The 23654-nt window shown below is 66.4% G+C and carries 27 protein-coding genes; 18 read left to right on the top strand and 9 right to left on the bottom strand.

What is annotated here, in order from left to right; all coding sequences use genetic code 11:
* Positions 1-35: 35 nt before the first annotated feature.
* Together AB0H61_RS27370 and AB0H61_RS27365 are read right to left on the bottom strand one after the other, a co-directional pair.
* Complete coding sequence (locus tag AB0H61_RS27370) at positions 36-1499, bottom strand: HAMP domain-containing sensor histidine kinase (RefSeq protein WP_357309949.1); 1464 nt, start codon at positions 1497-1499, stop codon at positions 36-38.
* A gap of 12 nt (positions 1500-1511) precedes the next feature.
* Positions 1512-2198 (bottom strand): response regulator transcription factor, encoded by a 687-nt coding sequence (locus AB0H61_RS27365; protein ID WP_357309947.1) that lies wholly within the window; start codon positions 2196-2198, stop codon positions 1512-1514.
* Between the two features lie 354 nt (positions 2199-2552).
* Here AB0H61_RS27365 and AB0H61_RS27360 point away from each other — a divergent pair, with 354 nt between their 5' ends.
* From AB0H61_RS27360 to AB0H61_RS27330, 7 genes are all read left to right on the top strand, one after another.
* Positions 2553-5225, top strand: a complete 2673-nt coding sequence (locus tag AB0H61_RS27360; protein WP_357309945.1) for an ATP-binding protein — start codon at positions 2553-2555, stop codon at positions 5223-5225.
* Positions 5222-5632, top strand: coding sequence for a roadblock/LC7 domain-containing protein (locus tag AB0H61_RS27355; protein ID WP_040710026.1), 411 nt, complete (start codon positions 5222-5224; stop codon positions 5630-5632). The genes AB0H61_RS27360 and AB0H61_RS27355 overlap by 4 nt, the downstream gene beginning before the upstream one ends.
* A gap of 7 nt (positions 5633-5639) precedes the next feature.
* On the top strand, positions 5640-6014 hold the full coding sequence (locus AB0H61_RS27350) for a DUF742 domain-containing protein (RefSeq protein ID WP_357309942.1): 375 nt from the start codon (positions 5640-5642) through the stop codon (positions 6012-6014).
* Positions 5995-6624 (top strand): ATP/GTP-binding protein, encoded by a 630-nt coding sequence (locus AB0H61_RS27345; RefSeq protein ID WP_357309940.1) that lies wholly within the window; start codon positions 5995-5997, stop codon positions 6622-6624. Before AB0H61_RS27350 ends, AB0H61_RS27345 begins: the two co-directional genes overlap by 20 nt.
* A 9-nt stretch (positions 6625-6633) precedes the next feature.
* Positions 6634-7407, top strand: coding sequence for an MHYT domain-containing protein (locus AB0H61_RS27340; RefSeq protein WP_357309937.1), 774 nt, complete (start codon positions 6634-6636; stop codon positions 7405-7407).
* A gap of 54 nt (positions 7408-7461) precedes the next feature.
* Positions 7462-8484: a DUF1906 domain-containing protein gene (locus AB0H61_RS27335; protein ID WP_357309935.1), complete on the top strand. Its 1023-nt coding sequence runs from the start codon at positions 7462-7464 to the stop codon at positions 8482-8484.
* 507 nt (positions 8485-8991) lie between these two features.
* Positions 8992-9213 (top strand): hypothetical protein, encoded by a 222-nt coding sequence (locus tag AB0H61_RS27330; protein WP_357309933.1) that lies wholly within the window; start codon positions 8992-8994, stop codon positions 9211-9213.
* A gap of 297 nt (positions 9214-9510) precedes the next feature.
* Here the strand turns inward: AB0H61_RS27330 and rpmF are convergent, their stop codons facing one another.
* The 3 genes from rpmF to AB0H61_RS27315 are packed head-to-tail and all read right to left on the bottom strand — an operon-like array spanning position 9511 to position 11274.
* On the bottom strand, positions 9511-9684 hold the full coding sequence (gene rpmF / locus AB0H61_RS27325; RefSeq protein ID WP_357309931.1) for a 50S ribosomal protein L32: 174 nt from the start codon (positions 9682-9684) through the stop codon (positions 9511-9513).
* Between the two features lies 1 nt (position 9685).
* Positions 9686-9952 (bottom strand): type B 50S ribosomal protein L31, encoded by a 267-nt coding sequence (locus tag AB0H61_RS27320; RefSeq protein ID WP_357309928.1) that lies wholly within the window; start codon positions 9950-9952, stop codon positions 9686-9688.
* A complete protein-coding gene (locus AB0H61_RS27315; protein ID WP_357309926.1) occupies positions 9949-11274 on the bottom strand; it encodes a GTP-binding protein in 1326 nt (441 codons plus the stop codon). The genes AB0H61_RS27320 and AB0H61_RS27315 overlap by 4 nt, the downstream gene beginning before the upstream one ends.
* Before the next feature lie 141 nt (positions 11275-11415).
* Between AB0H61_RS27315 and rpmB the strand changes: the two genes are divergently transcribed.
* The 6 genes from rpmB (at position 11416) to AB0H61_RS27285 (ending at position 14901) form a co-directional block, all read left to right on the top strand.
* Positions 11416-11652 carry a 50S ribosomal protein L28 gene (rpmB, locus tag AB0H61_RS27310; protein WP_357309923.1) on the top strand — a complete coding sequence of 79 codons (237 nt, stop codon included), beginning with the start codon at positions 11416-11418 and terminating at the stop codon, positions 11650-11652.
* Between the two features lie 9 nt (positions 11653-11661).
* The gene (gene rpmG / locus AB0H61_RS27305; RefSeq protein WP_357309921.1) at positions 11662-11832 is read left to right on the top strand and encodes a 50S ribosomal protein L33; all 171 of its coding nucleotides are present in this window, start codon (positions 11662-11664) and stop codon (positions 11830-11832) included.
* On the top strand, positions 11832-12137 hold the full coding sequence (rpsN, locus tag AB0H61_RS27300; RefSeq protein WP_357309918.1) for a 30S ribosomal protein S14: 306 nt from the start codon (positions 11832-11834) through the stop codon (positions 12135-12137). Before rpmG ends, rpsN begins: the two co-directional genes overlap by 1 nt.
* Positions 12138-12170: 33 nt before the next feature.
* Complete coding sequence (rpsR, locus tag AB0H61_RS27295; protein ID WP_011211513.1) at positions 12171-12425, top strand: 30S ribosomal protein S18; 255 nt, start codon at positions 12171-12173, stop codon at positions 12423-12425.
* A gap of 454 nt (positions 12426-12879) precedes the next feature.
* Complete coding sequence (locus tag AB0H61_RS27290; RefSeq protein ID WP_357309916.1) at positions 12880-13875, top strand: beta-ketoacyl-ACP synthase 3; 996 nt, start codon at positions 12880-12882, stop codon at positions 13873-13875.
* 36 nt (positions 13876-13911) lie between these two features.
* On the top strand, positions 13912-14901 hold the full coding sequence (locus AB0H61_RS27285; RefSeq protein ID WP_357309914.1) for an AvrD family protein: 990 nt from the start codon (positions 13912-13914) through the stop codon (positions 14899-14901).
* Here the strand turns inward: AB0H61_RS27285 and AB0H61_RS27280 are convergent.
* The gene (locus AB0H61_RS27280) at positions 14875-15480 is read right to left on the bottom strand and encodes a TetR/AcrR family transcriptional regulator (RefSeq protein ID WP_357309912.1); all 606 of its coding nucleotides are present in this window, start codon (positions 15478-15480) and stop codon (positions 14875-14877) included. The genes AB0H61_RS27285 and AB0H61_RS27280 overlap by 27 nt on opposite strands.
* Positions 15481-15630: 150 nt before the next feature.
* Between AB0H61_RS27280 and AB0H61_RS27275 the strand changes: the two genes are divergently transcribed.
* Genes AB0H61_RS27275 through AB0H61_RS27260 form a run of 4 tightly spaced genes read left to right on the top strand, consistent with a single transcriptional unit; the run spans position 15631 to position 19404 of the window.
* Positions 15631-16254, top strand: a complete 624-nt coding sequence (locus AB0H61_RS27275; protein ID WP_357309910.1) for a hypothetical protein — start codon at positions 15631-15633, stop codon at positions 16252-16254.
* Positions 16255-16297: 43 nt separating this feature from the next.
* Entirely contained in the window at positions 16298-17902 is a 1605-nt protein-coding gene (locus AB0H61_RS27270) for an MFS transporter (protein WP_357309908.1), read from the top strand.
* A gap of 2 nt (positions 17903-17904) precedes the next feature.
* On the top strand, positions 17905-18597 hold the full coding sequence (locus tag AB0H61_RS27265; protein WP_357309907.1) for an HAD-IB family hydrolase: 693 nt from the start codon (positions 17905-17907) through the stop codon (positions 18595-18597).
* 18 nt (positions 18598-18615) lie between these two features.
* Positions 18616-19404: an AAA family ATPase gene (locus AB0H61_RS27260; RefSeq protein ID WP_357309906.1), complete on the top strand. Its 789-nt coding sequence runs from the start codon at positions 18616-18618 to the stop codon at positions 19402-19404.
* Between the two features lie 87 nt (positions 19405-19491).
* On the opposite strand, the gene AB0H61_RS27255 is transcribed toward AB0H61_RS27260, so the two are convergent.
* Positions 19492-20058 (bottom strand): LysM peptidoglycan-binding domain-containing protein, encoded by a 567-nt coding sequence (locus AB0H61_RS27255; protein ID WP_357309904.1) that lies wholly within the window; start codon positions 20056-20058, stop codon positions 19492-19494.
* 250 nt (positions 20059-20308) lie between these two features.
* On the opposite strand from AB0H61_RS27255, the gene AB0H61_RS27250 reads away from it, so the two are divergent.
* Positions 20309-20770 carry a hypothetical protein gene (locus AB0H61_RS27250; protein WP_357309902.1) on the top strand — a complete coding sequence of 154 codons (462 nt, stop codon included), beginning with the start codon at positions 20309-20311 and terminating at the stop codon, positions 20768-20770.
* A gap of 75 nt (positions 20771-20845) precedes the next feature.
* Here AB0H61_RS27250 and AB0H61_RS27245 read toward each other — a convergent pair whose 3' ends face one another.
* Together AB0H61_RS27245 and AB0H61_RS27240 are read right to left on the bottom strand one after the other, a co-directional pair.
* The gene (locus tag AB0H61_RS27245; RefSeq protein ID WP_357309900.1) at positions 20846-21730 is read right to left on the bottom strand and encodes a TIGR01777 family oxidoreductase; all 885 of its coding nucleotides are present in this window, start codon (positions 21728-21730) and stop codon (positions 20846-20848) included.
* Between the two features lie 324 nt (positions 21731-22054).
* Complete coding sequence (locus AB0H61_RS27240; protein WP_357309898.1) at positions 22055-23608, bottom strand: glycoside hydrolase family 20 protein; 1554 nt, start codon at positions 23606-23608, stop codon at positions 22055-22057.
* Between the last annotated feature and the right edge of the window lie 46 nt (positions 23609-23654).

The raw sequence follows: 23654 nt of genomic DNA, 5'->3' as shown, positions 1-23654 counted from the left end.
GCGACGACGGCTTAGAGCGGACTGAGACCCTGCTTTCAGTTTTCCGAGATCTGTTTATCGTTGGGAGATCCGGCCTCACCCGGTAGCACGATACGGATCAGGGCTCCGCCGCGCGGGGAGGTATCGATCGTGATGGTGCCGCCATGCTTGGTGACCACCTGCTTGACAATGGCCAAGCCGAGCCCCGAACCCGGCATCGATCGGGAGGCGGTGGTCCGATAGAACCGCTCGAACACCAACTCCCGCTCGCCGGAGGGAATGCCGGGTCCGGCGTCGTCGACGGCCAATTCGAGCAGTCCACGACCGGTCTCGCGCATGGTCACCAGAACCTGAGCCCCGGCCGGGCTCCATTTCGCGGCGTTGTCGAGCACATTGAGCACCGCGCGCTCCAGCCCCGCTTCATGGCCGTAGACGAACCACGGCCGCAGCTCCGCGACGAACTCGATCGAGCCGCGTCGCCGCCGCGCCCGCTCCAGCGCTCGCTCCGCGACCTCGCCGAGATCGATACGGTCGTAGACGGTTTCGGGTGCGTCCTCGCGCGCCAGATCGACGAGATCACCGACGAGGGTGGACAGTTCCTCGATCTGGGCGACCACGTCCGCGCGCAATTCGGACATATCCTCGTCCGGCAATCGCGGCGCGCCCGGCCTGCTGGAGGCGATCAGCAGCTCCGTATTGGTGCGCAATGAGGTGAGCGGCGTACGCAATTCGTGCCCGGCATCGGCGACCAGCCTGCGCTGGCGATCCCGGGATTCGGCGAGCGCGCGCAGCATTGTGTTGAAACTCTCGGTCAGCCTGGCCAATTCGTCGTCGCCGGTGACCGGAATGGGGGTCAGGTCGTCGGTACGCGCGATCCGCTCGGTGGCGGCGGTCAGCCGCGCGATGGGCCGCAGCCCGGTGCGCGCGACCGCGGTGCCCGCCGCCGCGGCCAACACCACGCCGCACCCGCCGACCACGAACAACAGCCAGGCCAGCCGGTCCAGCACCTCCCGCGTCGGCTCCAACCGCTGCGAAATGATCAGCGTGGCACCGGAATGCGTCGGCACCGCGAGCACCCGCTGATTGTTGACGGTGCGCAACGAGGAGGGCAGCTGGCCATCGGCGACCGCGAGCTCCTGACTTCCCACCGGCGGAATCGTCTGCTGCGGCGGCATGTAGGGCTTGTGGTCGGCGAAGATGAGCGCGACGCCGACATCGTTGGAGAACAGCCCGGCCAGCACGATGGACTGGAAGCCGAGGTTCTCGAAGTTGTTGTCGATCATCGTGGCGGCGCGCGCCTTCAGCTGTGAGTCCACATCGGCGTAGAGCGCACGCGCCACCATCGCGTAGGCGGCGATGGAGGTCACCGCGACCGCGATCGCCACCAGCGAGGCGGCCAGCAGGGTTACCCGCCAGCGCAGCGAGACCGAACGGGTCAGCGGCATCGGCGGCCGCATCTCCGCCGAGTCGGGCGGGCCGAGGGGGGCGACCACCGGCCGCCGGGGAACGCTTCGTGCCATTGTCGAGCCGGCTTACGGGGGTGTTTCGCGGAGCACGTAGCCGACACCGCGGACCGTGTGGATGAGCCGCGGCTCGCTCTCGGCCTCGGTCTTACGCCGCAGATAACCGATGTAGACCTCCAGCGCATTGCCCGAGGTGGGGAAGTCGTAGCCCCAGACCTCTTCCAGGATGCGGCTGCGGGTCAGCACCCGGCGCGGATTCGCCATCAACATTTCCAGCAGCGAGAACTCGGTGCGAGTCAGGCTGATCGATCGGCTGCCACGGGAGACCTCCCTGGTGACCGGATCCAGCGACAGATCGGCGAACTGCATGGCTTCCGAGGTCTCCCCCGGATCGGTCGCGCGCCGCCGCAGCAGCGCCCGCAACCGGGCCAGCAATTCCTCCAAAGCGAATGGTTTCGGCAAATAATCATCGGCTCCGGCATCAAGTCCGGCAACCCTTTCCGAAACCGAATCTCGCGCTGTCAAAACCAGAATCGGCAGATCATCACCCGTGCTGCGCAGCCGTCGGCAAACTTCGAGCCCGTCCAGCCGCGGCATCATCACATCCAGCACAAGGGCATCCGGACGCTGCGCGGTCGCTTTCTCCAGAGCGTCCACACCATCCACCGCGAGATCGACGGAGTAGCCGTTGAAGGTCAGCGACCTACGCAGCGATTCACGGACGGCGCGATCGTCGTCGACTACCAGAATGCGCATGCCACCAGTTTGACCGCATCGACTGAGAGTCGACTGAGAGGGCCGGTCGCGACACGCCGTAGCCCGGTTCGGATCGTGGCGAGCGCCGCCACCATGGGTGACCAGCGCCTTTCTAAGGTATCGACCGATTCCCGCGGATGTGGAGGCGGATTTACGCGCGAAACATGTTCTGCGTAGCCATATTCGAGACTTATCAAGACGAGTGCCTCAGATTGCCGTTGGCAAGCCAGCACGGTATGTTCCCTGCGGTAAAAAGAAGACCTCGAGTTGGTTCTCAGCGGGTTCATCCCATACTTATGTTGAACAGCCACAAGCCACCGGGGACCCCGCGCGGAGTGGAGGCGACGGAAGCGGATGGAATCAGCACCGCGTTCCAGGCAATTCAGGCTGTCCAACTGGTCCGTCACCCGCAAGGTCGGCGTGGTACTGCTGCTACCGGTGGTACTGGCCTCGACGTTCGCGGTGTTGCGCATCAACGACGAGCTCGGCACGATCTCGGAGTTGGACGCGGCGTCGGAACAGGCGAGGATCATCCGCCCGATGCTCGGGTTCGGTTCGGCCACCGAGCAACTCGCGGTTGCCGCGGCGACCTCGTGGGAGGAGCATCCCGACGTTGCCATCGACAAGGTCGCGGGTAGGTTCGATCAAGCGGCGGCCGATCTCGAGACCGCGCTGAAATCGACGAAAGCACCGGACAGCGTCAGCAAGGAGCTCGATCTGGCGCTCGTGGCGGGTCGTGCCATGCGCAACAGCCTGCGCAACTCCTCGCCGGTAACCATCGGCCAGCAGGCCGACGACGTGGCAGCGCGCATCGGTAACGCGATCGCGGTCTCGACCACCATCGAAGAGCTCACCATTCAGCGCTACTTCCTGCAGCTGGGTGTGACCACCAACGCCCGCCGCCTGCTGACCCAGCAATACCTGCTGATCGGGTCCCCCGGCGCGGACCGCAATCCGGCGGTGCGCCCGACGGTCCTGACCACCGCCGGTGGCGAGCTCGTGCTCATCATGCAGTTCGCCCAGCTGCAGCCGCAATCGGCGCTCAACGCCAACACACTGATCGACGCGATCAATACGCGACTAGGCGTATTCGGCCAGAACCTGGGTGATCCGACCAGCAACCCCGCGGTGGTCGATTCGCTGCGTGCCAGCGCCACCGCCTACGACCAGACGACGCTGAGCCTGGTCGACACCATCGACGCCAAACTCGCCGACCGGACCGCCGAACTGCGCGGCATCGTGTTGCGCGATATCGCGATCGTGGTCGCCACCCTGCTCGCCGGTCTCGCCCTCGCGCTGGCGGTCGCCCGCTCGCTGGTCGTGCCGATTCGCCGCCTGCGTCACGGCGCGCTGCAGGTCGCCCACGTCGACCTGCCGAGCGAGATCGAGGTGGTCCGCTCCGGCGGCGTGACCCCGGACACCACCCAGATCGACGTGCACACCACCGAGGAGATCGGCCAGCTGGCCCGCGCCGTCGACGATATCCACCAGGCCGCCCTCTATCTCGCCGGTGAACAGGCCCGCCTGCGATTGCAGATCGGCAGCATGTTCGAAACCCTGTCGCGGCGCAGCCAGTCGCTCGTCGAGCAGCAGCTGACCCTCATCGAGGAGCTCGAGCACGACGAGGACGATTCCGAGCGGCTCCAGAGCCTGTTCCGGCTCGACCACCTCGCCACCCGCATGCGCCGCAACGGCGACAACCTGCTGGTGCTCGCCGGTACCGCGCTGCGCCGCGGTCACCTGCCGCCGGTTCCGCTGTCGGACATGCTGTGGAGCGCGGTCTCCCAGGTCGAGGACTATCAGCGGGTCGAGATCGGCAACGCGCCCGACGGCATCGTGCCCGGTGAGCCCGCCGTCGATATCGAGCACCTGCTCGCCGAGCTGATCGACAACGCGCTGCGCTACTCGCCGCCGACCACGCCGGTGGCGGTCTCGGTGGCCAGGGCGGTCGACGGCGGCTATCTGATCGAGATCATCGACCGCGGTCTCGGCATGTCCACCGACGATCTGCAGACCACCAATGATCACCTCGCCTCCGGTGGTGAGGTCACCGTCGAAACCGCGCGCCGCATGGGTCTGTTCGTGGTCGGCAGGCTCGCCAAGCGGCACAGCATCACCGTCAACCTGCGCCGTACCTCGGCCATGGCCCAGCAGCCCGGCATCACCGCCAGCGTCCATCTGCCCGGCACCCTGGTGTCGCCGGTGCCCATCTCGCCGGACGCCGGACCGCATCCAGCACCGATGCCGCCGCTGCAGATCGCCCCGTCCGAGCCCGCCCCGCCGCCGCGGATGCTGGTCCCGGTGCCGAGCCTGGCGCTGCCTGAGCACACCTCCTCGTTCGAGGTGAGCGGTTCCGGGCTGCCCCAGCGGCGGCCCGCCATCCGGGTCGCGGGACCCAGCGACCGGGATACGTCGACGCAGCTGCCGATCATCGATGTCGAGGCGACCGACCCCGGCCGCTCCGGCACCCGTCCCTTCGTCGACCGCAGGGAGACCAACCCGCGCCACACCGAGCCGCTGGCGCTGCCCGCGCCGAACGGACCCGCCCAACCGGCCGAACCCACCCACGTGGACGTCTGGGCGGAGACCGAAAGCTACGAGCCGGAACCCGCACCTATGCCGGAGCCGGTCGCCATGGCGATCACGCCGACGACCACCGCCACCGGGCTGCGTCCGGTGAACCCGGAGACGCCGACCCCGATCTACCAGCGGATGGTCTCCGAATGGCTGGTGGAACCGGCCTCGGCGGGATCCGAGGGCGGTGGCGGCGACACCCCATGGACTTCACCGGCCGACGCCGGTTGGGCCGCGGCCGCCGAGGCCAGCAATCCGACCACCTCCGGCCGTACCTCGGGCGGGCTGCCGATCCGCCAGCCCGGCGCCCAGCTGGTGCCCGGCGGGCTCTCCCCCGCCGAGGAAACCAATACCAGGAATCCGGATGAAATCCGCAACAGCTTGACCAGGCATCTCAGCGGGGTCCGCAGTGGACGGGCCGACGCCCAGTACAACGACGGAGGGCTTGCATGAGCGACAAACCAAGCACCACTACGGACGAGAACCTGAATTGGCTGGTCACGCGGTTCACCAGGGATGTGCCCGGCGTGACCCACGCCGTCCTGGTCTCGGCGGACGGACTGCTGCAGGCCACCAGTCCGCACCTGCCGAGCGACCGGGCCGAACAGTTGGCGGCGGTGACCGCCGGGCTGGCCAGCCTGTCGGCCGGCGCGGCCCAGCTCTTCAACGGTGGCAAGGTCATGCAGTCGATTGTGGACATGCAACGCGGATATCTTTTGGTGATGACCGTCGGCAACGGCTCACACCTCGCGGTGCTGGCCAACAAGACTCATGACATCGGCCGCATCGGATACGAGATGGCCCTGCTCGTCGACCGGGTCGGGTCGGTGGTTTCGGCCACCGCCCGTACGGCTGTCTGAGAGTGCGATGTCCAATCCTTCCGGCGGGGGGCCGGGCATACCCCCGACCCGCGTCCGCCCATATGCGCTGACCTCTGGACGTACCGAGCCGGCGGTCGATCTTCCCCTGGAGGCGGTCATCGAGACCATCTCCTACACTGCCCATTTCGAATGGCCGGTCGGCGATCTCCGGACCGATATCGTGCGCCTCGGCACCGCACGGCTTTCGGTCGCCGAGATCTCCGCCCAGTTGCAGCGGCCGCTGGGCCTGATCCGGGTCGTTATCGGTGATCTCGTCGTCGCCGGAACGCTTCGGGTGCATTCGACGCTGAGCGACCAGTCGACCTACGACGAGCGCCGATCACTGATGGAGAGGACATTGCGTGGACTCCGCGCCCTATAACGCCCAGCCGTACGGCTCGGCACCAACGGACAACCGCACCGCCTCGACGAAAATCGTTGTCGCAGGCGGTTTCGGCGCGGGCAAGACGACCTTCGTCGGCGCGGTTTCGGAGATCGTCCCATTGCGTACCGAAGCGATGGTGACCGGTTTCTCCGACGGCATCGACGATCTCGCCGCCACGCCGGGCAAGGAAACCACCACGGTGGCCATGGATTTCGGGCGCATCGTGCTGCCGGGCAACCTGGTGCTGTACCTGTTCGGTACGCCGGGCCAGCGCCGGTTCTGGTTCATGTGGGACGACCTGATTCGCGGCGCGATCGGCGCGGTCGTGCTGGTCGACACCCGCCGGATCGAGGACAGCTTCGCCGCCGTCGACTTCTTCGAGGCGCGCGGACTGCCGTTCCTGGTCGCGGTCAACCGCTTCCCCGACGCACCGCGCTTCCCGGTGGCCGAACTGCGCGAGGCGCTGTCGGTCCGGTCCGGGGTGCCGATCGTCGATATCGATGCCCGCAATGCGATGGAGGTGCGCCAATCGCTCGCGGCTGTCACCGAATACGCCATCCAGCGCCTCGCCGAACAGCAGCGTGAGCAGCCTGTCCGTCAGGGGTAAAGAACTCGCATGAGCTATTTCGCAATGGGGTACTGGGTACTCGGCCTATCGGTGATCGTCTCGGCAGCGGGTGCGCTGGTCGGATTCACCTGCATCAAGGAGTCGACCAAGTCGGTGACGGCCAAGTTCCGGACGGTCTGGTTGGCGGCCGCGGCGGTCTCCATCGGCGGAATCGGCACCTGGCTGGCCGTTTTCGTGTCGATGCTCGGTCTCCGCGGTCCGGGCGGAGCCACCTTCCGCTATGACGTGCCACGGATGCTCGGTGCCGCCGTCCTCGCCGTGCTCGCGGTCTTCGCCGGACTGGTCTTCCTCGGGCGGACGCTGCAGGTGCCGCGGCTGCTCGGGTGCGCACTGGCCATGGGCGGCGGACTCGGCCTGATGCTGTATGTGGGGATGGATGCGGTGCAGGCCCGCGGTTCGGTCGAGACGCAGTGGCTGCCCGCCCTGGGATCGATCGCGGTCCTGATCGGGATAGCCACCGCGACACTGTGGTTCGTACTGCACCGGTGGCCCGCATCCGCGATGGTCGGTGCGGCGCTGGTGTTCGGGCTTGCCACCATCGGTGCGCATTACCTGTGGTTATCCGGTCTGGATGTTCGGATCGATCAGCGCGGCGCGGTGCCCGACGGTGAAGATCTGTTCACCTTCCTGGTGCCGATGTTCGTCATCGGCATGCTCTCGCTGGCGATTCCGATCACCGCGGTGCTGGTCGCCCCCGATCGGCGCACCGCGGGACCCGCTCCGGCCCCCGCGCGCGCCGTGGAGCCCGAACCGAGTCGCTGAGCCGGACCGGCGAAACGACCGAATTCCGCTCGCGCCCGACATACAGTGGGAGACATGCGGTTCGGCCTGGACTACGCCGGTGGACGTCCGGGGGGCGCCGCCATCAGGGCGGCCGGATACGACTTCGTGGTGCGTTATCTCACCCCCGGCGGACCCAGTCTGCCGGGTAAGCAGCTGACGCCCGAGGAGGCGGACGATCTTCGGGCACACGGCATTTCGATCGTCTCCAATTGGGAGACCACCGCGACCCGTATGCTGGACGGCTACGCCGCAGGGGTGGTGGACGCGCGGGCGGGCCTGGCCCAGGTGCTGCGCTGCGGAGGGCGCCGCGATCGCCCGATCTACTTCTCCGCCGATTTCGACGCCACACCGCAGGATCAACTGCGGATCGACGACTACCTCAACGGCGCGGCGAGTGTGCTCGGCGGCGCGAATGTCGGTATCTACGGTGGCTATTGGTCGGTGAGCCGGGCACTGGACGCGGGTAGCGCGGTGTGGGCCTGGCAGACCGTCGCGTGGTCGGGAACCAATGTGGAGACCCGCCGCAATATTTTCCAGACCGGGCGCCAGGTACTCGTCGGCGGTGTGGTCTGCGATGTCAACGAGGCCGAGACCGTGGACTTCGGCCAGTGGGATTTCGTACAGGAGGAACCGGACGTGACGCCGGAACAAGACGCTGTGCTGCGTGACATCCAGATTCAGCTGCGGGGGCCCGGGCTGGCGGGCTGGCCGCAGCTCGGCACCGATGCCGAAGGCCGCAACCGCACGTTGGTGGACGGGTTGGCCGCGGCGCTGAACCGGATCGATGCGCTGGAAGCGGACACCTCCGCGCTGCGCACCCAGGTCGGTGAATTACGTACGGAGATCAGTGAACTGGAGGCTACGACGGCCGAGCTGGTCGAGGAGGTGGAACGACTGGATGGGCGGCACTGGCCGTGGCCGCTGTCGCTGATCGAGGGTCCAGCGGAGTTCGTCGGGGCCCAACTGAACCGGCTGGAATCGCTATTGCCGGACTTGCCCGGTTTGCCCGGTCGTGACGAAGCGGATCAGCGCGCCGCGTCCGAGAACGGCGGTTGAGCCGAAACGATTGGGGCGAATGAATCCCGCACTCGTCATCGGCACACGAATAGCGCTGCGAAGAAACGGATTCGGGAGCAGAGACCGCAGCCGACGTGCGGGGATCCTTGGCGATGAGCGGGTTCTCACGGAAACCGTGAGAACCCGCCCTCTCGCATGAGGGTACAGGCGCAGGGGCACGATTTCATCACTTCGGCAGGACTTTTACGGCTACCAAAATCCAACTCTCGGTATGCATTTCACCTGCTAGCTATCGCATCGCAAGCAGCACACCCGGAATAGTTCCATGTGACGCGCAACACATCGTTTGCCAGTCGATAGCCTCAATATCACGATCAATACCGTCCGAATCGTTCGCCAAGCGGTGCGCGGAGGCTTGCGGCCCATCCTCGATCACCCGGCGCGTTCAGCACCCACGACATCGCCGAGCGCGTTATCGTCGGCTGGCAGGAAGCGGACGGACGACGTCCGGACGCCACCCATTCAGGTTCATCCGAAGGAGTTCGCATGGCCGTCAATGTGGTGCTCGACAAGGTGCTCGACAAGACGTACGAGAACAAGCCGCTGAAGGAGATCCTGTCCGCCCCGCCCTCGGCACTGGCCGGCCTCACCCCCGAACACGACAAGGCGCTGGAGGCACTGAAGATCAAGACGATCGCCGACCTGGGCGGCAACAAGTTCTTCCAGCTCGCCGCCACCCTGGTGGAATTGGCCGCCAAAGAAGGCTGAAGTTTTGGCCGCGCGGGCGCGACCCGTTCGCGGCCCTGGATGTCTCGCTGCCGAGCGGCCGAGACTTGCGACTTCGTCGCGTGCGCTTCGGCAGCGAGACGGCCGCGAACGGGTCGCTCGTAAGACTCGCTCCGTGCGGGGCTGGGTTGGGGGCGGACGGTTGAACGGTGGTCAGCCCGCCGCCCCGCCGAAAGCGGGCCGAGCGGAGCCCGCCGCCACCCCCGCTCACGTCAGGCGCGCCTGATCCGGACGCGGCTGCGTTCCGGATGCTGTCAGACGAGCCGATCCGGACGGTTTCTACATCCGGTCCAGGTCGATCAGACCGCGGCGCACTGCTTGCAGCAGGCGGCGCGGCACCTGGTGCGTGACGCCCGCGACGGTGACGGGGACCAGGTCCGGCGGGGTCGCCTTCCACTGGGCGCGACGGCTGCGGGTATTCGAGCGCGACATCTTCCGCTTCGGGACCGCCATGTCAGACCTCCCCGCCCGCGCGCACGCGCCTGCCGTACTTGCGCTCGAACTTCTCCACCCGGCCCTGGGTGTCCAGCACGCGGTGCGCGCCGGTCCAGAACGGGTGCGAGTCGGCCGTCACGTCGACCACGAGCAGCGGATAGCTATTGCCGTCCTCCCACTCCACGGTGCGCGCGCTGGTGGCGGTGGACCTGGTGAGAAACCGCTTGCCGGTGCTCGAGTCCTCGAATACCACCGGGTGATAGTCCGGATGAATTCCTGCCTTCACTTTCCTTCTCCTGTCTGACTCTTCGGCTGCCCGACCTCGGTCGGCTCACCGTCCCCGCACGGGTCGGCGTGCCATTCGCCGAAGGGGTCCTCCCACCGCGCCACCCGTTCGGGGGCCCGTTCGACCAGGCGCAGCTCGTCGTCCTCGACCAGCGCCCAGTGCAGTGCCTGGCGGATCTCGGCCGGGTCGGCGTCGTGCGCCAGAATCACCAGCGAGATGTCCCGGTCGCCGAAGCGTTCGTCCCAGCGCAGTGCCGCCAGCGCCCGCCGGGCCGGATCGGCCTGTTCGAGTTCGCGATCGCTCAGCGCGGCCAGCCAGCGCCCCGCGCCGCCGACCCGCAGTCCACCTCCCGCGGACTCGAGCCACACCACCTCGTCGGGCTGGGTGGCCAGCCACATTCGTCCGCGCGCGGTCACCACGCCGTCGAACAGCACGTCGAGTGCCTCGTGCAGGCGCTCGGGATGGAACGGCCTGCTCGCCGCGAACTCGAACAGCGTCACCCCGTGCTCGGTACCGAGCGGCGGCTGCCCACGCAGCAGCGGTTCGTGCGCGTCGAAGATCCGGCCGCGCCGGGATTGCGCGGGGATCCGTGCCAGCAGCGCCTCGACCTCGAGCGGGCCGAAGGAATCCAGGTCATCGATCCAGGCGACCGGCGCCTGCGGCGCCAACCGGGACAGCACCGCGTCCAGCCGATCCCGGTCCAGCTCGTCGACCGCGGGGCCGAGGGCGACTACGGCGTCGGCGAAGTCGACCTGTCCGACCGCGACCTGCGCCACCGTGCGGTCGTCATCCGCGGCAGCGAGCCCGCGCTCGGCCAGGGTCTCCTCGCCGGTCGCGTCCGCCAGCCAACTGCGGCCGTCCAGGCAGGCGAGGACCGCCTCGATGCGAACGTCACGCCCGGCCGGTCCGTCGACGCGGCCGACCACGCCGGTGACCACCACGTCCTGGATCGCCTGGCACACCGCCTCCGCCTCGAAGGCCGGATCCAGCGCCAGCACAATGCGATCCACCGAATCCCGGGCGGACAATACGGTCAGCAGCGGCAGCAGATCGGCGCGCAGCGTGCAGGAAACGCAACCGTGCGCCAGCTCGAGCACGGTCGCCGTCGTGGAGCCTTCGGCGTAGCGCACCGTGCGGTGCACGATGCCCTCGCGCAGCTCGCTCAATTCGTGCCGGACGACCACGGTGCCCGGACCGGCGAGCAGTGCCGAGGCAAGGCGCTCCACACCCGCGGTCGCACCTTCGCTGAAGCCCGTGACCAGCACGACCGGCGTCCGGCGATCGGGCTCGGGCGGGATCAGGGCGGGATCAGGCACATCCACCGGAACCCCTTTCGATAACGATTTTCATTTGCCGTGAGTCGAGAGTACAGTCCGGAACAGCTGTTGTCGAAAATGATTGTCATCTGCTCTTATCCGCCCCGCCGGTTCCGCCGGCTGCCATCCCGAACGGAGGGAGACCGCATGTCGGCCCACTGCCAGGTAACCGGGCGCAAGCCCGGCTTCGGCAAGTCCGTCTCGCACTCGCACACACGGACCAGCCGCCGCTGGAACCCCAATATCCAGCGCAAGACCTACTACCTGCCCAGCGAGGACCGGCGCATCACGCTGACCGTCTCCGCGAAGGGCATCAAGACCATCGACCGGGACGGAATCGAGGCCGTGGTGGCACGCATCAGGGCCCGGGGCGACAAGATCTAGGAGCGTTTCATGGCGTCGAAGTCCACCGATATCCGACCGATCATCAAACTGAAGTCCACCGCGGGCACCGGCTACACCTACGTGACCCGCAAGAACCGGCGCAACGATCCGGACCGGATGGTGCTGCGCAAATACGACCCCGTCGTGCGCAAGCATGTCGACTTCCGCGAGGAGCGCTGATGGCGAAGAAATCGAAGATCGCCCGCAACGAGCAGCGCAAAGCCATCGTCGCGCGCTACGCCACGCGGCGCGCCGAACTCAAGGAACTCATCCGCGATCCGGCCACTTCCGACGCCGATCGAGCGGTCGCGCAGTCGGCGCTGCAGCGGCTGCCGCGCGATGCCAGTCCGGTACGATTGCGCAATCGGGACGCCGCGGACGGACGTCCGCGCGGTCACCTCCGCAAGTTCGGACTCTCCCGTGTGCGCGTGCGCGAGATGGCCCACCGAGGCGAACTTCCCGGTGTGCACAAGTCGAGCTGGTAAGAAACCACCGATACCCGCAGAAGGAACCCTGACATGGCAGTCAAGCGAGCACCGTCGAAGAAGGTCCGCGCCGAACAGGCCCGTCGTCCGAAGAAGAACCCGCTGATCGCCGCGGGGATCGAGACCGTCGACTACAAGGACGTGAACCTGCTGCGCACGTTCATCTCCGATCGCGGCAAGATCCGCAGCCGGCGCGTGACGGGACTTACCCCACAGCAACAACGGCAGGTCGCCGTCGCGGTGAAGAATGCCCGCGAGATGGCACTGCTCCCATTTACCAGCCGGTAACCGGCTCGGCTCGAACGGGGCGCAAGCCCCTACATCCACCGCGGCGGGAGCCCGGGTGCCCAGCACCCGGGCTCCCGCCGTTGATATATCCGCCGGACGGATGCGGCAGCAATCCGAACTACCCATCGGTTAGGAAATAGTCAGCTATCGATGGGCAGCCGCCACGCGGACGGCGAACCCGGTGAACACTTCGCATAATGCGTCCGCCCGCCCCGCAATCCCCCTCTGATGCCGTAAAGCATCGGACGATAGTTAACTCAGCGCTATCGATAGACGACGGCCCAGCCAAGAGTCAGTAATCGAGCGATGTCAATGCCCTATGAAAAAACGTGACCTTCGTCACATCCCACTGTTATACAGGCGTTATAGCCATGTGATCTGATTCGTGAATTCACACAGAGTGATACATTGATTCATACATAAATGACACAGAACACCTCTCGGGGGTGGAAATATGACGGCCTTATCCGCCGGAATGTTGACGATCGGAACCTACCGGCCCGATCGAATCGTTTCCAATTCCGAACTCGCCCCTGAATTAGGGGTGGACGAAGATTGGATATTAACGCGGACCGGAATTACTGAACGAAGATTCGCAGGGGGACATGAAACAGTAATTTCCATGGCCATACAGGCCGCTCAATCAGCTCTCGCGGCCGCCGATATGTCGGCCCGCCAGGTCGATGTCGTAATGCTGGCGACCTCGACCCATCTGAATCAGACTCCGGCCGCCGCGCCCATTATCGCCGCAGCCCTCGGCTGCGACCGGCCCGCCGCATTCGACATTTCCGCGGGGTGTTCCGGATATGCCCACGGCATCGGCCAGGCCACCGCACTCATCAATTCCGGACAGGCCGACACTATTCTGGTCATCGGCGCCGAGAAGCTCAGCCACGTCATCGATCTCCGGGAGCGCTCGGTAGCTCCGATCTTCGGTGACGGCGCGGGTGCCGCCCTGATCACACGTACCGAATCCGGTCACATCCGCCGGACGGTCTGGGGCAGCCACGGCGAGCAGTCACACCTGATCCGCCAAGAACCGACCTGGGAGCAGCAGCGTGCGAACCCCGTCGATACGCCGACGCCCTTCCTGAAAATGGAAGGCACCGAGGTATTTCGCTGGGCCACCGCCGCGGTACCCAAAATAGTTTCCGAAATCGCCGCCGCAGGCGGTATTTCGCTGTCCGATGTAGAAGTGTTCGTTCCGCATCAGGCGAATTTACGAATTATCGACGGGGTGGCTCGCAAACTGGGCTGGCAGGACGATTCGGTGGTTATCGCGGACGATGTCCGGCGCGCCGGAAACACCTCTGCCGCCGCACTTCCGCTTGCCATCGACGACCTGGTGTCATCGGGTCGCGCCAAGCCGGGACAACTTGCCCTGCAGGTGTCCTTCGGCGCCGGCCTGTCTTACGCCGGACAGGTTTTCGACCTTCCTCAGGTCGCCTGATCCAATTCTCTACACGCTCTTCGAAAGTGTTGTGCGATGACCGTTTCATTTTCCAGCTATGACGAGCCCCTAGGACCGCGGTCCGATCGTTACTTCGGCGAGGGCTACAAGAAGGTCTGCCCCGAGCTGTCGCAGCTCCGGATCAGCAGATCGACCCAGCCCGGTACCGAACACTCCGGCACCGCTCGACTCAACTACCCCGCGGCCTGGTCACGTAAGAAGCATGGTGAGCTGGTGCCGCATGTGAGCAGCGTGGACACCATCATGCTGGCCACCTCGCTCTGCGACGCCGCACTCACCCACGCCCGCGACCTCAGCGCCGCCGAAGCGTCACGCATGTGGGTCCGCCAGGCCACGGTGCGTGCGGGTGCCCACCCGCACGAGGATCTCGAGCGCATTCCGGTAACCGCGTCGATCACGGCCACGACGGATACCGAGGACGACGAATCCGAGACAAGCTTCAAGTTCCAGGTCGGCAACCTCACGGGCGCCCTGACCATGGTGCATCCCACCGGGGCCGGCGCCATGACCGTGCCGGGCACCGATCGGATCGAGAACCTCGGTGATATCTACGGTCCGGCGCCGCATTACTACCTCAATGGCGTCAAGGACCACACACTGACCGCCGCCGACCTCACTGTGGATACCTCCGCGACCAGGATCACCGGCAGACAGCAGGTGCGCACCGGCGTCGAGGGCGGGTACGTCGGCGCCGAATCCGCCTACTGGAACTCGGTGTCGCCGATCGACGCGGTGGTCGGCGCGGCCCAGCTCTCCCAGATCCTGCTCTACCAAATGGATGGGCTGAACCGCACGAGCAGCAATACGCTCTGGATGCGCAAGCTGGAGTTCGTCACCGACGGCCCGAGCAGGCCCTCGGATGAATCCTTCGACGGCACCGTGGAAATCCGGCGCACCTCGGTCATCGACCGGGGTGGTCAGCGCTGGCGCAGCGCGGACCTGCTGATCAAGGAGTTCCAGGGCGTGACCGGATCCTGTCTACTGGCCCATCAACTTCCGGACTGAAGGGCCGTAGGTGTACCCGGTGTGCTGGCCGAGCGCGCAGTCGGCGAGTGCTGCCAGCGCCGGTTCCTCCTCGGCGTGCTCCGGTGCGTCCATCGCGAGCAGAGCGTTGAGCAACATGCCGTTGGCGATGAACTGCTGCACCTGCTGCGGCGGGCTGCCGGTGCGCTCCACCAGCAGGTGGAACAGGGTCACCACGCAGCGCCGAGCGGCCGCGGCGATCTGCGGGTGCGCGGCCGCCGCGCTGAAGCCCTGCAGCAGCACCACCAGCACATCCCGGTCCTCGACCAGCTGGCTGTACACCGAGCCGAGTCGGTCCCAGACATCCGGCGCCGTCGCCGCCGCCGGGTCGTCGAGCTGCACGGCGAATGCTGAGATCATCTCCTCGACCGCCCGGTCGAATACTTCCTGGAAGAGGTCCGCCTTACTGCCGAACATGCGCACCACATACGGCTGCGAGACGCCCGCTTCCAGCGCGACCAAATCTGTGCTGGTCCCGGCATAGCCGCCCCGTGCGAAAGCCCGCCCGGCGGCCTCCAGAATCCTCTCGCGGCGCTCGGCCGCACTCAGTCTGGCCATCATGTTCATCAAGTTACCATGACCAAATATTGACAAGTTATCGTTTGATTACTAGATTTCGGCTGACATTGTGAAGCAACTCCGAGCGAGTCGTGTCATTCGCACGCCCGGCGCGAGTTCCGCGGATCGATCACCGCGATACGAGGACCCCCGATGAAGGATTCACCCGCGCTACGACTAGCCGTCACCGGTGCGCCAGGAAGTGGCAAAACCGCGGTCTGTACCGCGTTGTCGCTGGCCACCGGATTGTCGTACGCAACCATCTCGCCCGAACTCGCCGCACCGGTAGCCGACCGTAGGCTGGCCGCCACGGTCGACGCCCCGATGCGCGGCTTCGAGCAGCGGGTCGATTCGGAGGCGAGGCTGGGACCCGGATTCGTTTCGGACGGTTCGGTTCTGCACGAATGGGCGATCGCCGAGGCCTTGCGGCGGACCCGCCGCCTCGGCCACTGGCTGCGCCGCCCGCAAGATCTGCCGTTCCGCGTCTTCGAACAGCGCTATCTGGTCGCGCACGCGGGCATCGTGGTCCGTCGCGCCAATACCACCTACGACGGGATCGTGCATCTCCGGATGGATCCGGAGGCCGTCGCGGACGAATCCGAATTCCGCGCGGTCACCGATCAGATCCTGTTACAGACCCTGCACGAAACCACAATCCCCTATCTGGTGATAGGGGGCCCGCTGGAAGAAATCGTCACTCGGGTGACCGGCATGTATCAGCTACCGCAGGTCATCCCCGTCCCGGACGCGGTAAGTGCCGCGATCGAAGCAGCTTGACACACCCGCTACTGCCACGCGTGGAAATCAGAAGGGTAATCCAATGGCAACACCCGGTGCCAAAACAGATGAACAGCGCTCCGACAGCGCGATATGGACGCTGGTGGTCGTCGCGCTGGCGACCTTCATGCTCATGCTCGACCTGACGGTAGTCAATGTCGCCCTACCCGATATCCGCGCGGCGTTCGATTCGTCGTTCTCCTCGCTGCAGTGGATCCTCGACTCCTACGCGCTCGGCCTGGCCGCGGTCCTGCTCGCCGCGGGCTCGCTGGCCGACCGGATCGGCCGCAAGAAGGTCTTCGACGCCGGGCTCGTCATCTTCGTGCTCTCGTCGCTCGCCTGCGGCCTCGCCCCGAACGATCTGACCCTGATCGTGGCGCGCTTCGTGCAGGGTCTCGGCGGCGCGATCCTTTTCGCCGTCGGACCGGCTCTGCTCGGACACGAATTCCGTGGCAAGGACCGCGGTATGGCCTTCGGCGTCTTCGGTGGCGTGGCCGGTCTGGCCATCGCCTTCGGCCCGCTGATCGGCGGTGGCCTCACCGAGTCCTGGGGCTGGCGCTGGATCTTCCTGATCAACGTCCCGGTGACGATCGCGGCGTTGGTGGTCGGCTACCTGAAGATGCGCGAATCCCGCAGTGACACACCGCCGCCCGTCGACTGGCCGGGTATGGTCACCTTCTCCGCCGGTCTGTTCTTCCTGGTACTCGGCTTCATGCGGGGCCAGCAGGACGGCTGGGGCAGCGCCAGGATCATCGGCTGCTTCGTATTCGCGGTGCTGCTGCTCGTCGTATTCGGCGCGCTCCAGATCACCCGGCCGGGCCGGGCCATGTTCGACCTGACGCTCTTCGACAACCGAACCTTCAACGGCCTGTCCGCGGTGACGGCGTTGTGCGCGCTGTCGGTGATGCCCGCGTTGTTCCTGCTGATCTCCTATGTGCAGAACCTGCTCGGCCACTCGGCCTTCGCCAGCGGCGTCCGCTTCCTGCCGCTGACCCTGCTGCTGTTCGTAGCCGCGGCGGTCGCGGGCAGCCTGGTCGCCAAGCTGCCGCCCGCCGTGCTGGTCGGCGCCTCGCAGTTGCTCATCGCGGCCGGCCTGCTCGCCGTACTGATGGTGGACGTCGGCGACTCCTGGACCGCACTGATCCCCGGCATGGTGCTCATCGGTCTGGGCATGGGCTTCTTCAACCCGCCGCGTGCGGCCTTCTCCATCGCGGTGACCACCCCGGACAAGGCGGGCGCGGCCTCCGGTATCAACGAGACCTTCCAGCAGGCCGGCCTGGCCATCGGCATCGCCGCGGTCGGCGCCTTCTTCCAGAACCGGGTGGGCGGCGCCTTCGCCGACTCGGAGACGGCACGAAACGTTTTCGGGGACAAGGCCGCCGAGGCGGGCGACGCGGTGGCGGCGGGCGGACCCTCGGTGGTCGCGACCGACGAACTGGGTGCGGCCGCCGGTGCGGTGCGCGCGGCCGCGGAGTCCGCGTTCGTCAGTGGGCTGCACAACGCCATGGTGCTGGCCGCGGTGCTCGCGGCCGTCTCCGGCGTCATCGCCTTCACCACGCTGCGCAGCCGCGACCTGGACGAGGCCGCGCTGGCGACGCCCGGTGTACCCACCGAAAATACCGCCGACGTGCCCGCGCCGGTGGCCTGACCATGCTGGCGACCAGGCCGCGCTTCGCGTTCACCGATGTGGACCACACCCTGCTGCGGGTCAGCACGCTGCATCATTTCGGGGAGTACTTCTTCGAGACGACACGGCGCACCGAGGTGCTGTCCACTCATCGGACGCGCATGCAACGCCTGGCCGAAACCGGCGCGGACCGGGAAACCCTGAACCGGAGCTATTACCTGCTCTGGTCGGGGATTCCGGTGCGCGAGGTCGATACCGCGGCCGTGGCCTGGCACGACGCGCTGCGGGCCGGGGGCCTGTACCGCGCGTCGGTGGTGGAACGGCTGCGTGCGTTGCGCGCGGAGGGGGTCGAGACGGTGCTCGTCTCCGGCTCCTTCCGTGCCTGCCTGCGGCCGATCGAATATGAGCTCGGCTGCGCCGCGGTACTGTGCACCGACCTGGAGGAGCACGACGGCGTCTTCACCGGCGCGGTGCGCAAATCCCTCATCGGCGCCGCCAAACGCGCCGAGGTCGAGTCCTTCGTATCCGGGTATCCGGATCACGACCTGGCGGGCGATTTCGGCTTCGGTGACCACATCAGCGATGTGCCCGTACTGGAGAGCGTCGGCCATCCGGCCGTGGTTCCGGTGGATCCCGCACTGGAATCGGTTGCCCGGGAACGGGGCTGGGAAGTCCTGCGCGACGACGAGGAAGCGTCGCGCAGGCATGAGCGTTGATCGATCGGAGACAAGACCGTGTACCTAGTCGGCGGACAGCAACGCGACCACATCAAGCTGGCCATATCCGGCACCTACGGCACCGGTAAGAGCACCACCACCGAGGCACTGTCGATCGCGACCGGCATCCCGCGCACACACGCGCTCACCTCGCGTGAACTGCTGGTGGATCTGGCGCCCGGCAAGACCGTGATGGAACTCGATTCGATCGGATTGCTCCAGCTCGGGTTGCGCCGGTTCGAGGAGCGAGTACACAACGAATCCGTCGACGGCTCTTTCATTTCCGATGGCTCCGTGGTGCACGAGTGGGTGTACGGCACGGCCCGGATGGCGGTCGGCATCAATCCGGGCGCCGGTTTCGCGCTGCGCGTCATCAAGGCGGCGGCGGGTATCGGGCGCAAGAAGCCGCTGCGCGAATACACCGATATCGTCGGCGATATCGTGAAGGCGAGAGCGGGCCAGCTCTACGACGCGTATGTCCATCTGCCGGTGGAGTTTCCGATGAAGGCGGATGGTCATCGGCCGGTATCCGAACCGTTCCGCAATCTCTCCGACGACAGCCTGCTGGCGGTGATCCGCGAGCTCGGATTGCCTTACGAGGTGGTCGGCGGCTCGGTCGAGGAACGGGTAACCAAGATCATCGATATTTTCGGCCTCGACACGGTGATGCCGGTGGAAGAGGCGATCGCGGAATCCAAGCGAAGGGTGGCCGAGGCGACCAAGGTCCTCGAAGAGGACGATCGCTTCAAGGCCGCCCAACGTAAGAAATCGCTGTGGCGCAAGCTTTCTTACGCCATGCGCTACTGAAGGACCAACCATCCGAGGACGTGGGACCCCGAGTGCTAGCTCCGGGGTCCCACGTCATCTAGTCCTCGGACGGATCCCATCCCGGACTTACGGGATGGTCAGCACCTGGCCGATGTTGATCGCGTCCGGGTTGCCGATCCCGCTCGCGTCGGCGATCTCCTGGTAGCGGTTGCCGTCGCCGTAGAAGCGCTCGGCGATGGCCCACAGGGTGTCACCCGGCTCGACCGTGTAGGTCTGCGCGGCGGGGGCGGGCGGCGGGGGCGGAACCTCTTCGACGACCGGCGCGGCTTCCGCGACCGGCTCCGGGGCGGGCAGCGGGTTATCGGTCTGGGTACCCGAGGCCCACACCGCGCCGCCGTCGGGGCCGTAGAGCACCACGTTGCGGTCGGCCTGCACGACGAGTCGGTCCGCGGAATGTCCGTTGGTCTCGGTGGACCAGGCGGCGCCCTCACCCTTGTACAGCACGAAGTTGCCGTCGGTCTGCAAGGTGGCCCGCTCGACACCCTGATCGTGAGTCAGCGTGGACCACACCACATTTCCGTCCGGCTCCGACAGCACCAGGTTGCCGTCCGACTGCAGGGTGAGGGTGTAAGCACCGCCGGTGAGGGACTGACCCAGTCCCAGTTCTTCGCCTACGCGCAGCGTGTCGCCCACGATGTTCCTTTCGAAGAGTTACTGTGCAGAGCATCCGACATCGACGCCCGCCGAAATCCCGTGGCGCGCATCGGGGCCGACCATACTGCCCGAGTAGTGCACTCGGAAGGATTACGCGCAGGGTTCGCGGAAAGTTCACTGATTGTGCTTCGCCGCCGTGTTCACTTGCCGCACATGGATACCGACCGCCCGGAGTCGATTGCTGGGACAACCCGTCCGCGCCGGAATCGGCTCGTTTAGGGTTGTGTCCATGCATCGGACCACGGGAGCACGAATCACCGCAGCCCTCGCCGCTCTACTCGCCGGGGCGGCCGTCGCGGGATGCGGCGCCTCCCATGACCATGCCGGTTCGCCGAGTTCGTCGGCGCCCGGCAGTTCCGCGCCGAGCACGCCGACCGAGGATTCCGGGGCGAATCAAGGCAGGCTCTTCACCGCCGATCCGACCATCGTGGGAGCGCATCCGGTTCCGTTCACGTCCTGGACGCGGGTCGCCGACGACAAGATCGCGGTGAATTTTCAAACGGGTGCGCCCGAATGCTATGGCGTCGACGCGAGCGTGACCGAGACCGATAAGACGGTCATCGTGGAACTGCGCTCGGGTACCAGGGCCGACGCGGTGGGACGCATGTGCACCATGATCGCGGTGTTCGGGACCTTGGAGGTGCCGCTGCGGGCGCCGCTCGGCGATCGCCAGGTGCTCAGCGCGGCGTGAAGCGCCGTCCCCCGGAGCCGCCGCCGAATACCCCTTCGGTGTGCGGAATCTCCACGGCGCCAGTCGAATCGAGAATCAGCGCGCGAGCGCCCAGGCCAGCGCGCGTTCCAGCGTGTCGTGTTCGAACCGGAAGCCGGTGCTCTCCAGCACCTTCGACCGCATCTTGTGGCCGTGCAGCAGCTCTGCGCCCGCCTCGCCGCCGATCATTTTCAACACCCCGGCGGGCAGCACCATCACCGCGGGCCGGTGCAGCGCGGCCGCGAGAGCCTTGGCGAACCGGGCATTGGTGACCGCCTCCGGCGCCACCAGATTGACCGGTCCCGAGACGGAGCTGGTGAGCAGCGAGACCACCGCGTCATTCCAGTCCGGCAGGGAGATCCACGGCAGGAACTGCTGCCCCGAGCCGAAGCGGCCGCCGAGGCCGAGCTTGAAGATGGGACGCAGCTTGGTGATGATCTCCGAGTCCCCGGCCAGCACATTCGCGGTGCGCAGCATGATCACCCGGGCACCCGCGGCGGCCGCCGGTGCGGTGGCCTCCTCCCATTCCCGGCACATGGTGCCCAGGAAATCCGTTGCCGCCGGAGAGAATTCGTCCACCTCACGGTCGCCGGTGTCACCGTAGAAGCCCGCCGCCGAGGCATTGAGCAGGACCGGAACGCCCACCTCTGCGACCGCCTCGGCGAGCACCCTGGTCGAGACGATACGGCTGTCGCGCAACAGCTCCTTATAGGCCGGGGTCCAGCGTTCGCCCGCGATCGCGGCGCCACAGAGATTGATCGCGACATCGGCGCCGGCCAGGACTTCACGGTCGAGTACGGAAGTGCGGGGGTCCCAGAAGGATTCGTCGGGGGCCGTCGGTTCGCGACGCACCAATCGGATAACCTCGTGACCGTCGGCCCTGAGCCTGGTCACCAGATGCTTGCCCAAAAAGCCGGATGATCCCACCATAACGATACGCATGCTATGCATTGTGCACCACGACATTCCGAACACGCGGGGCGCGTAACACAATCTCAACGGTCGCCACGGACGTGCTCGAAATGCGCCAAATATGCAGGGACACAGTGTTACCCAGATAGCAGCCACTTCAAACACATAGTCCCCGCTGGTCGACTCGATGCCGCAAATCCGCAGGTTACTGGACTATCGTCCGATTCGATGGTTACTCCATCGTCGCGGTGGTGTTGCCCGTCACATTTCCATCATCCGGCGATCATCCACCGTCGGCGACGAACACGGACGCAGCCGAGCGGCATTCGAGTTGTCCACGGGTTCGCTCCGGCATTAGGACACGGGCTCGCCGATCAGGTCGGAGCGCGCGGCGAACTCCGCGAAACTGCCCGCCCGTGCCGGACCCCAGGTCTTCTGCGCCATGACCCGCAACAGCATGGTGATCGAGACCGAAATCTGATCCGGCGTCTGGACAGTCGGATCGTCACACCAGACGTACAACCCGGAGCCCAGGTTGGCGACATTCTGCTCCGGATTCAACCGGCCGCCGTCGACGAAAACCGCGGGATCCCAGAGCTCGTAGGCGACGGCGGGTGGTAGGTCGACGATGCTGGCCGGCCTGCCCGTCACGTAATAGGTCGGCACGAACGCCGCATTCTTGACCTGATACCCGGCCGCGATGAGATCCGGTGCGGTACGGGCGATTCCGAAGAAGGGCAGCGGCAGGCTCGGAACGCCCGCCCGGCTCCAGAAGTCGATGACGATATCCGAACCGATGGTCAACGTGCCCTCGCCGGCGTGCAGCCCGTCGTTCCAGATGCGGGGACGTTTACCGTGCGCGCGCACGATATCGGCCCCCCAGTTGATCAGTCCGAGGTACGCGTCCACCGGCTGGGCCTGCGGACCGTAGGTGGCCTTGGCATACGCGCCGAGCTGCGGATAGTCATCGAAGCTCGCCAGTCGCGTGCCCTCGAACAGGAATTCGTCCGCGCCCAGATGCCAGTAGCGCCCGGGAAATAACGGCAGGAACTCCTCGAGGATGTCGCGCATGAGGTCGTAGCTGCGCGGATCCGAGATATCGATCGCGGACTCGGAGACCGTGCCGGTCGCACTGCGCAGGCGCAGCTCGGGGTGGGCGGCGAGGATGGCGTTCATATGACCGGGGAAGTCCACCTCCGGCACGATCTCGACCTGGTAGCGCGCCGCGTAATCGATCAGTTCGCGGATGTCCTGCTTCGAATAGTGCTGTGGCGCCGTGATTTCCGGATGCCGATCACTGTCCAGACGGAAACCGAAGCTATCCGAGAAATGCAGGTGCAGCAGATTCAGCTTGAGCTGGCCCATCCGCCGGATCTGCGCGCGCAACATCTCGACCGGCATGAATTCGCGGCCCACGTCGAGCATCAGACTGCGTTCCGGGTACTCGGGCCAATCCGTCACCGCGCCACCGGGAATCACCTGCGACCGGCGCAGTATCTGCAATGCGGAGCGGGTGGCGTAGAAGACGCCCGCACCCGTCGCACCCCGCAGTTCGAGGAAATCGCCCACCGAGATCCGGTACGCCTCCTCCTTATCGGGGGCACCGTCGATCGGGCCGGTGCCGAGCACCATATCGCCGGGATCCGCCGAGCCGCCCGGCTGCACGACTACCTCCCTACCGGTGACAGCCTCCACCCCGGCGGCGAAATCCAGTGCGGTGTCACGCAACGTCTCCTGGATGTAGACCACCCGGGGGCGCTCGCCCAGGGTGAAGCCGCTGCCGCCGGGTTCCCAGCTCTTCAGTGACGGCAGGGTCTGCGGCACTGGAGTTTCGGCCCCGGCGGGACCATCGACGACCACGACCGAGACCGTGAAGACCGCGGCGATCAGCAAGGCGCGCAGGGACATGCGGCTACCTTACGAAATAAGACCCCCGTACTGCGGCCGCACGCTC

The organism is Nocardia sp. NPDC050710 (assembly GCF_040654375.1).
In the GTDB taxonomy this organism is placed as follows: Bacteria; Actinomycetota; Actinomycetes; order Mycobacteriales; family Mycobacteriaceae; genus Nocardia.
The sequence above is the reverse complement of the archived record's forward strand: the minus strand, read 5'-3'. Positions and strand labels throughout refer to the sequence as shown.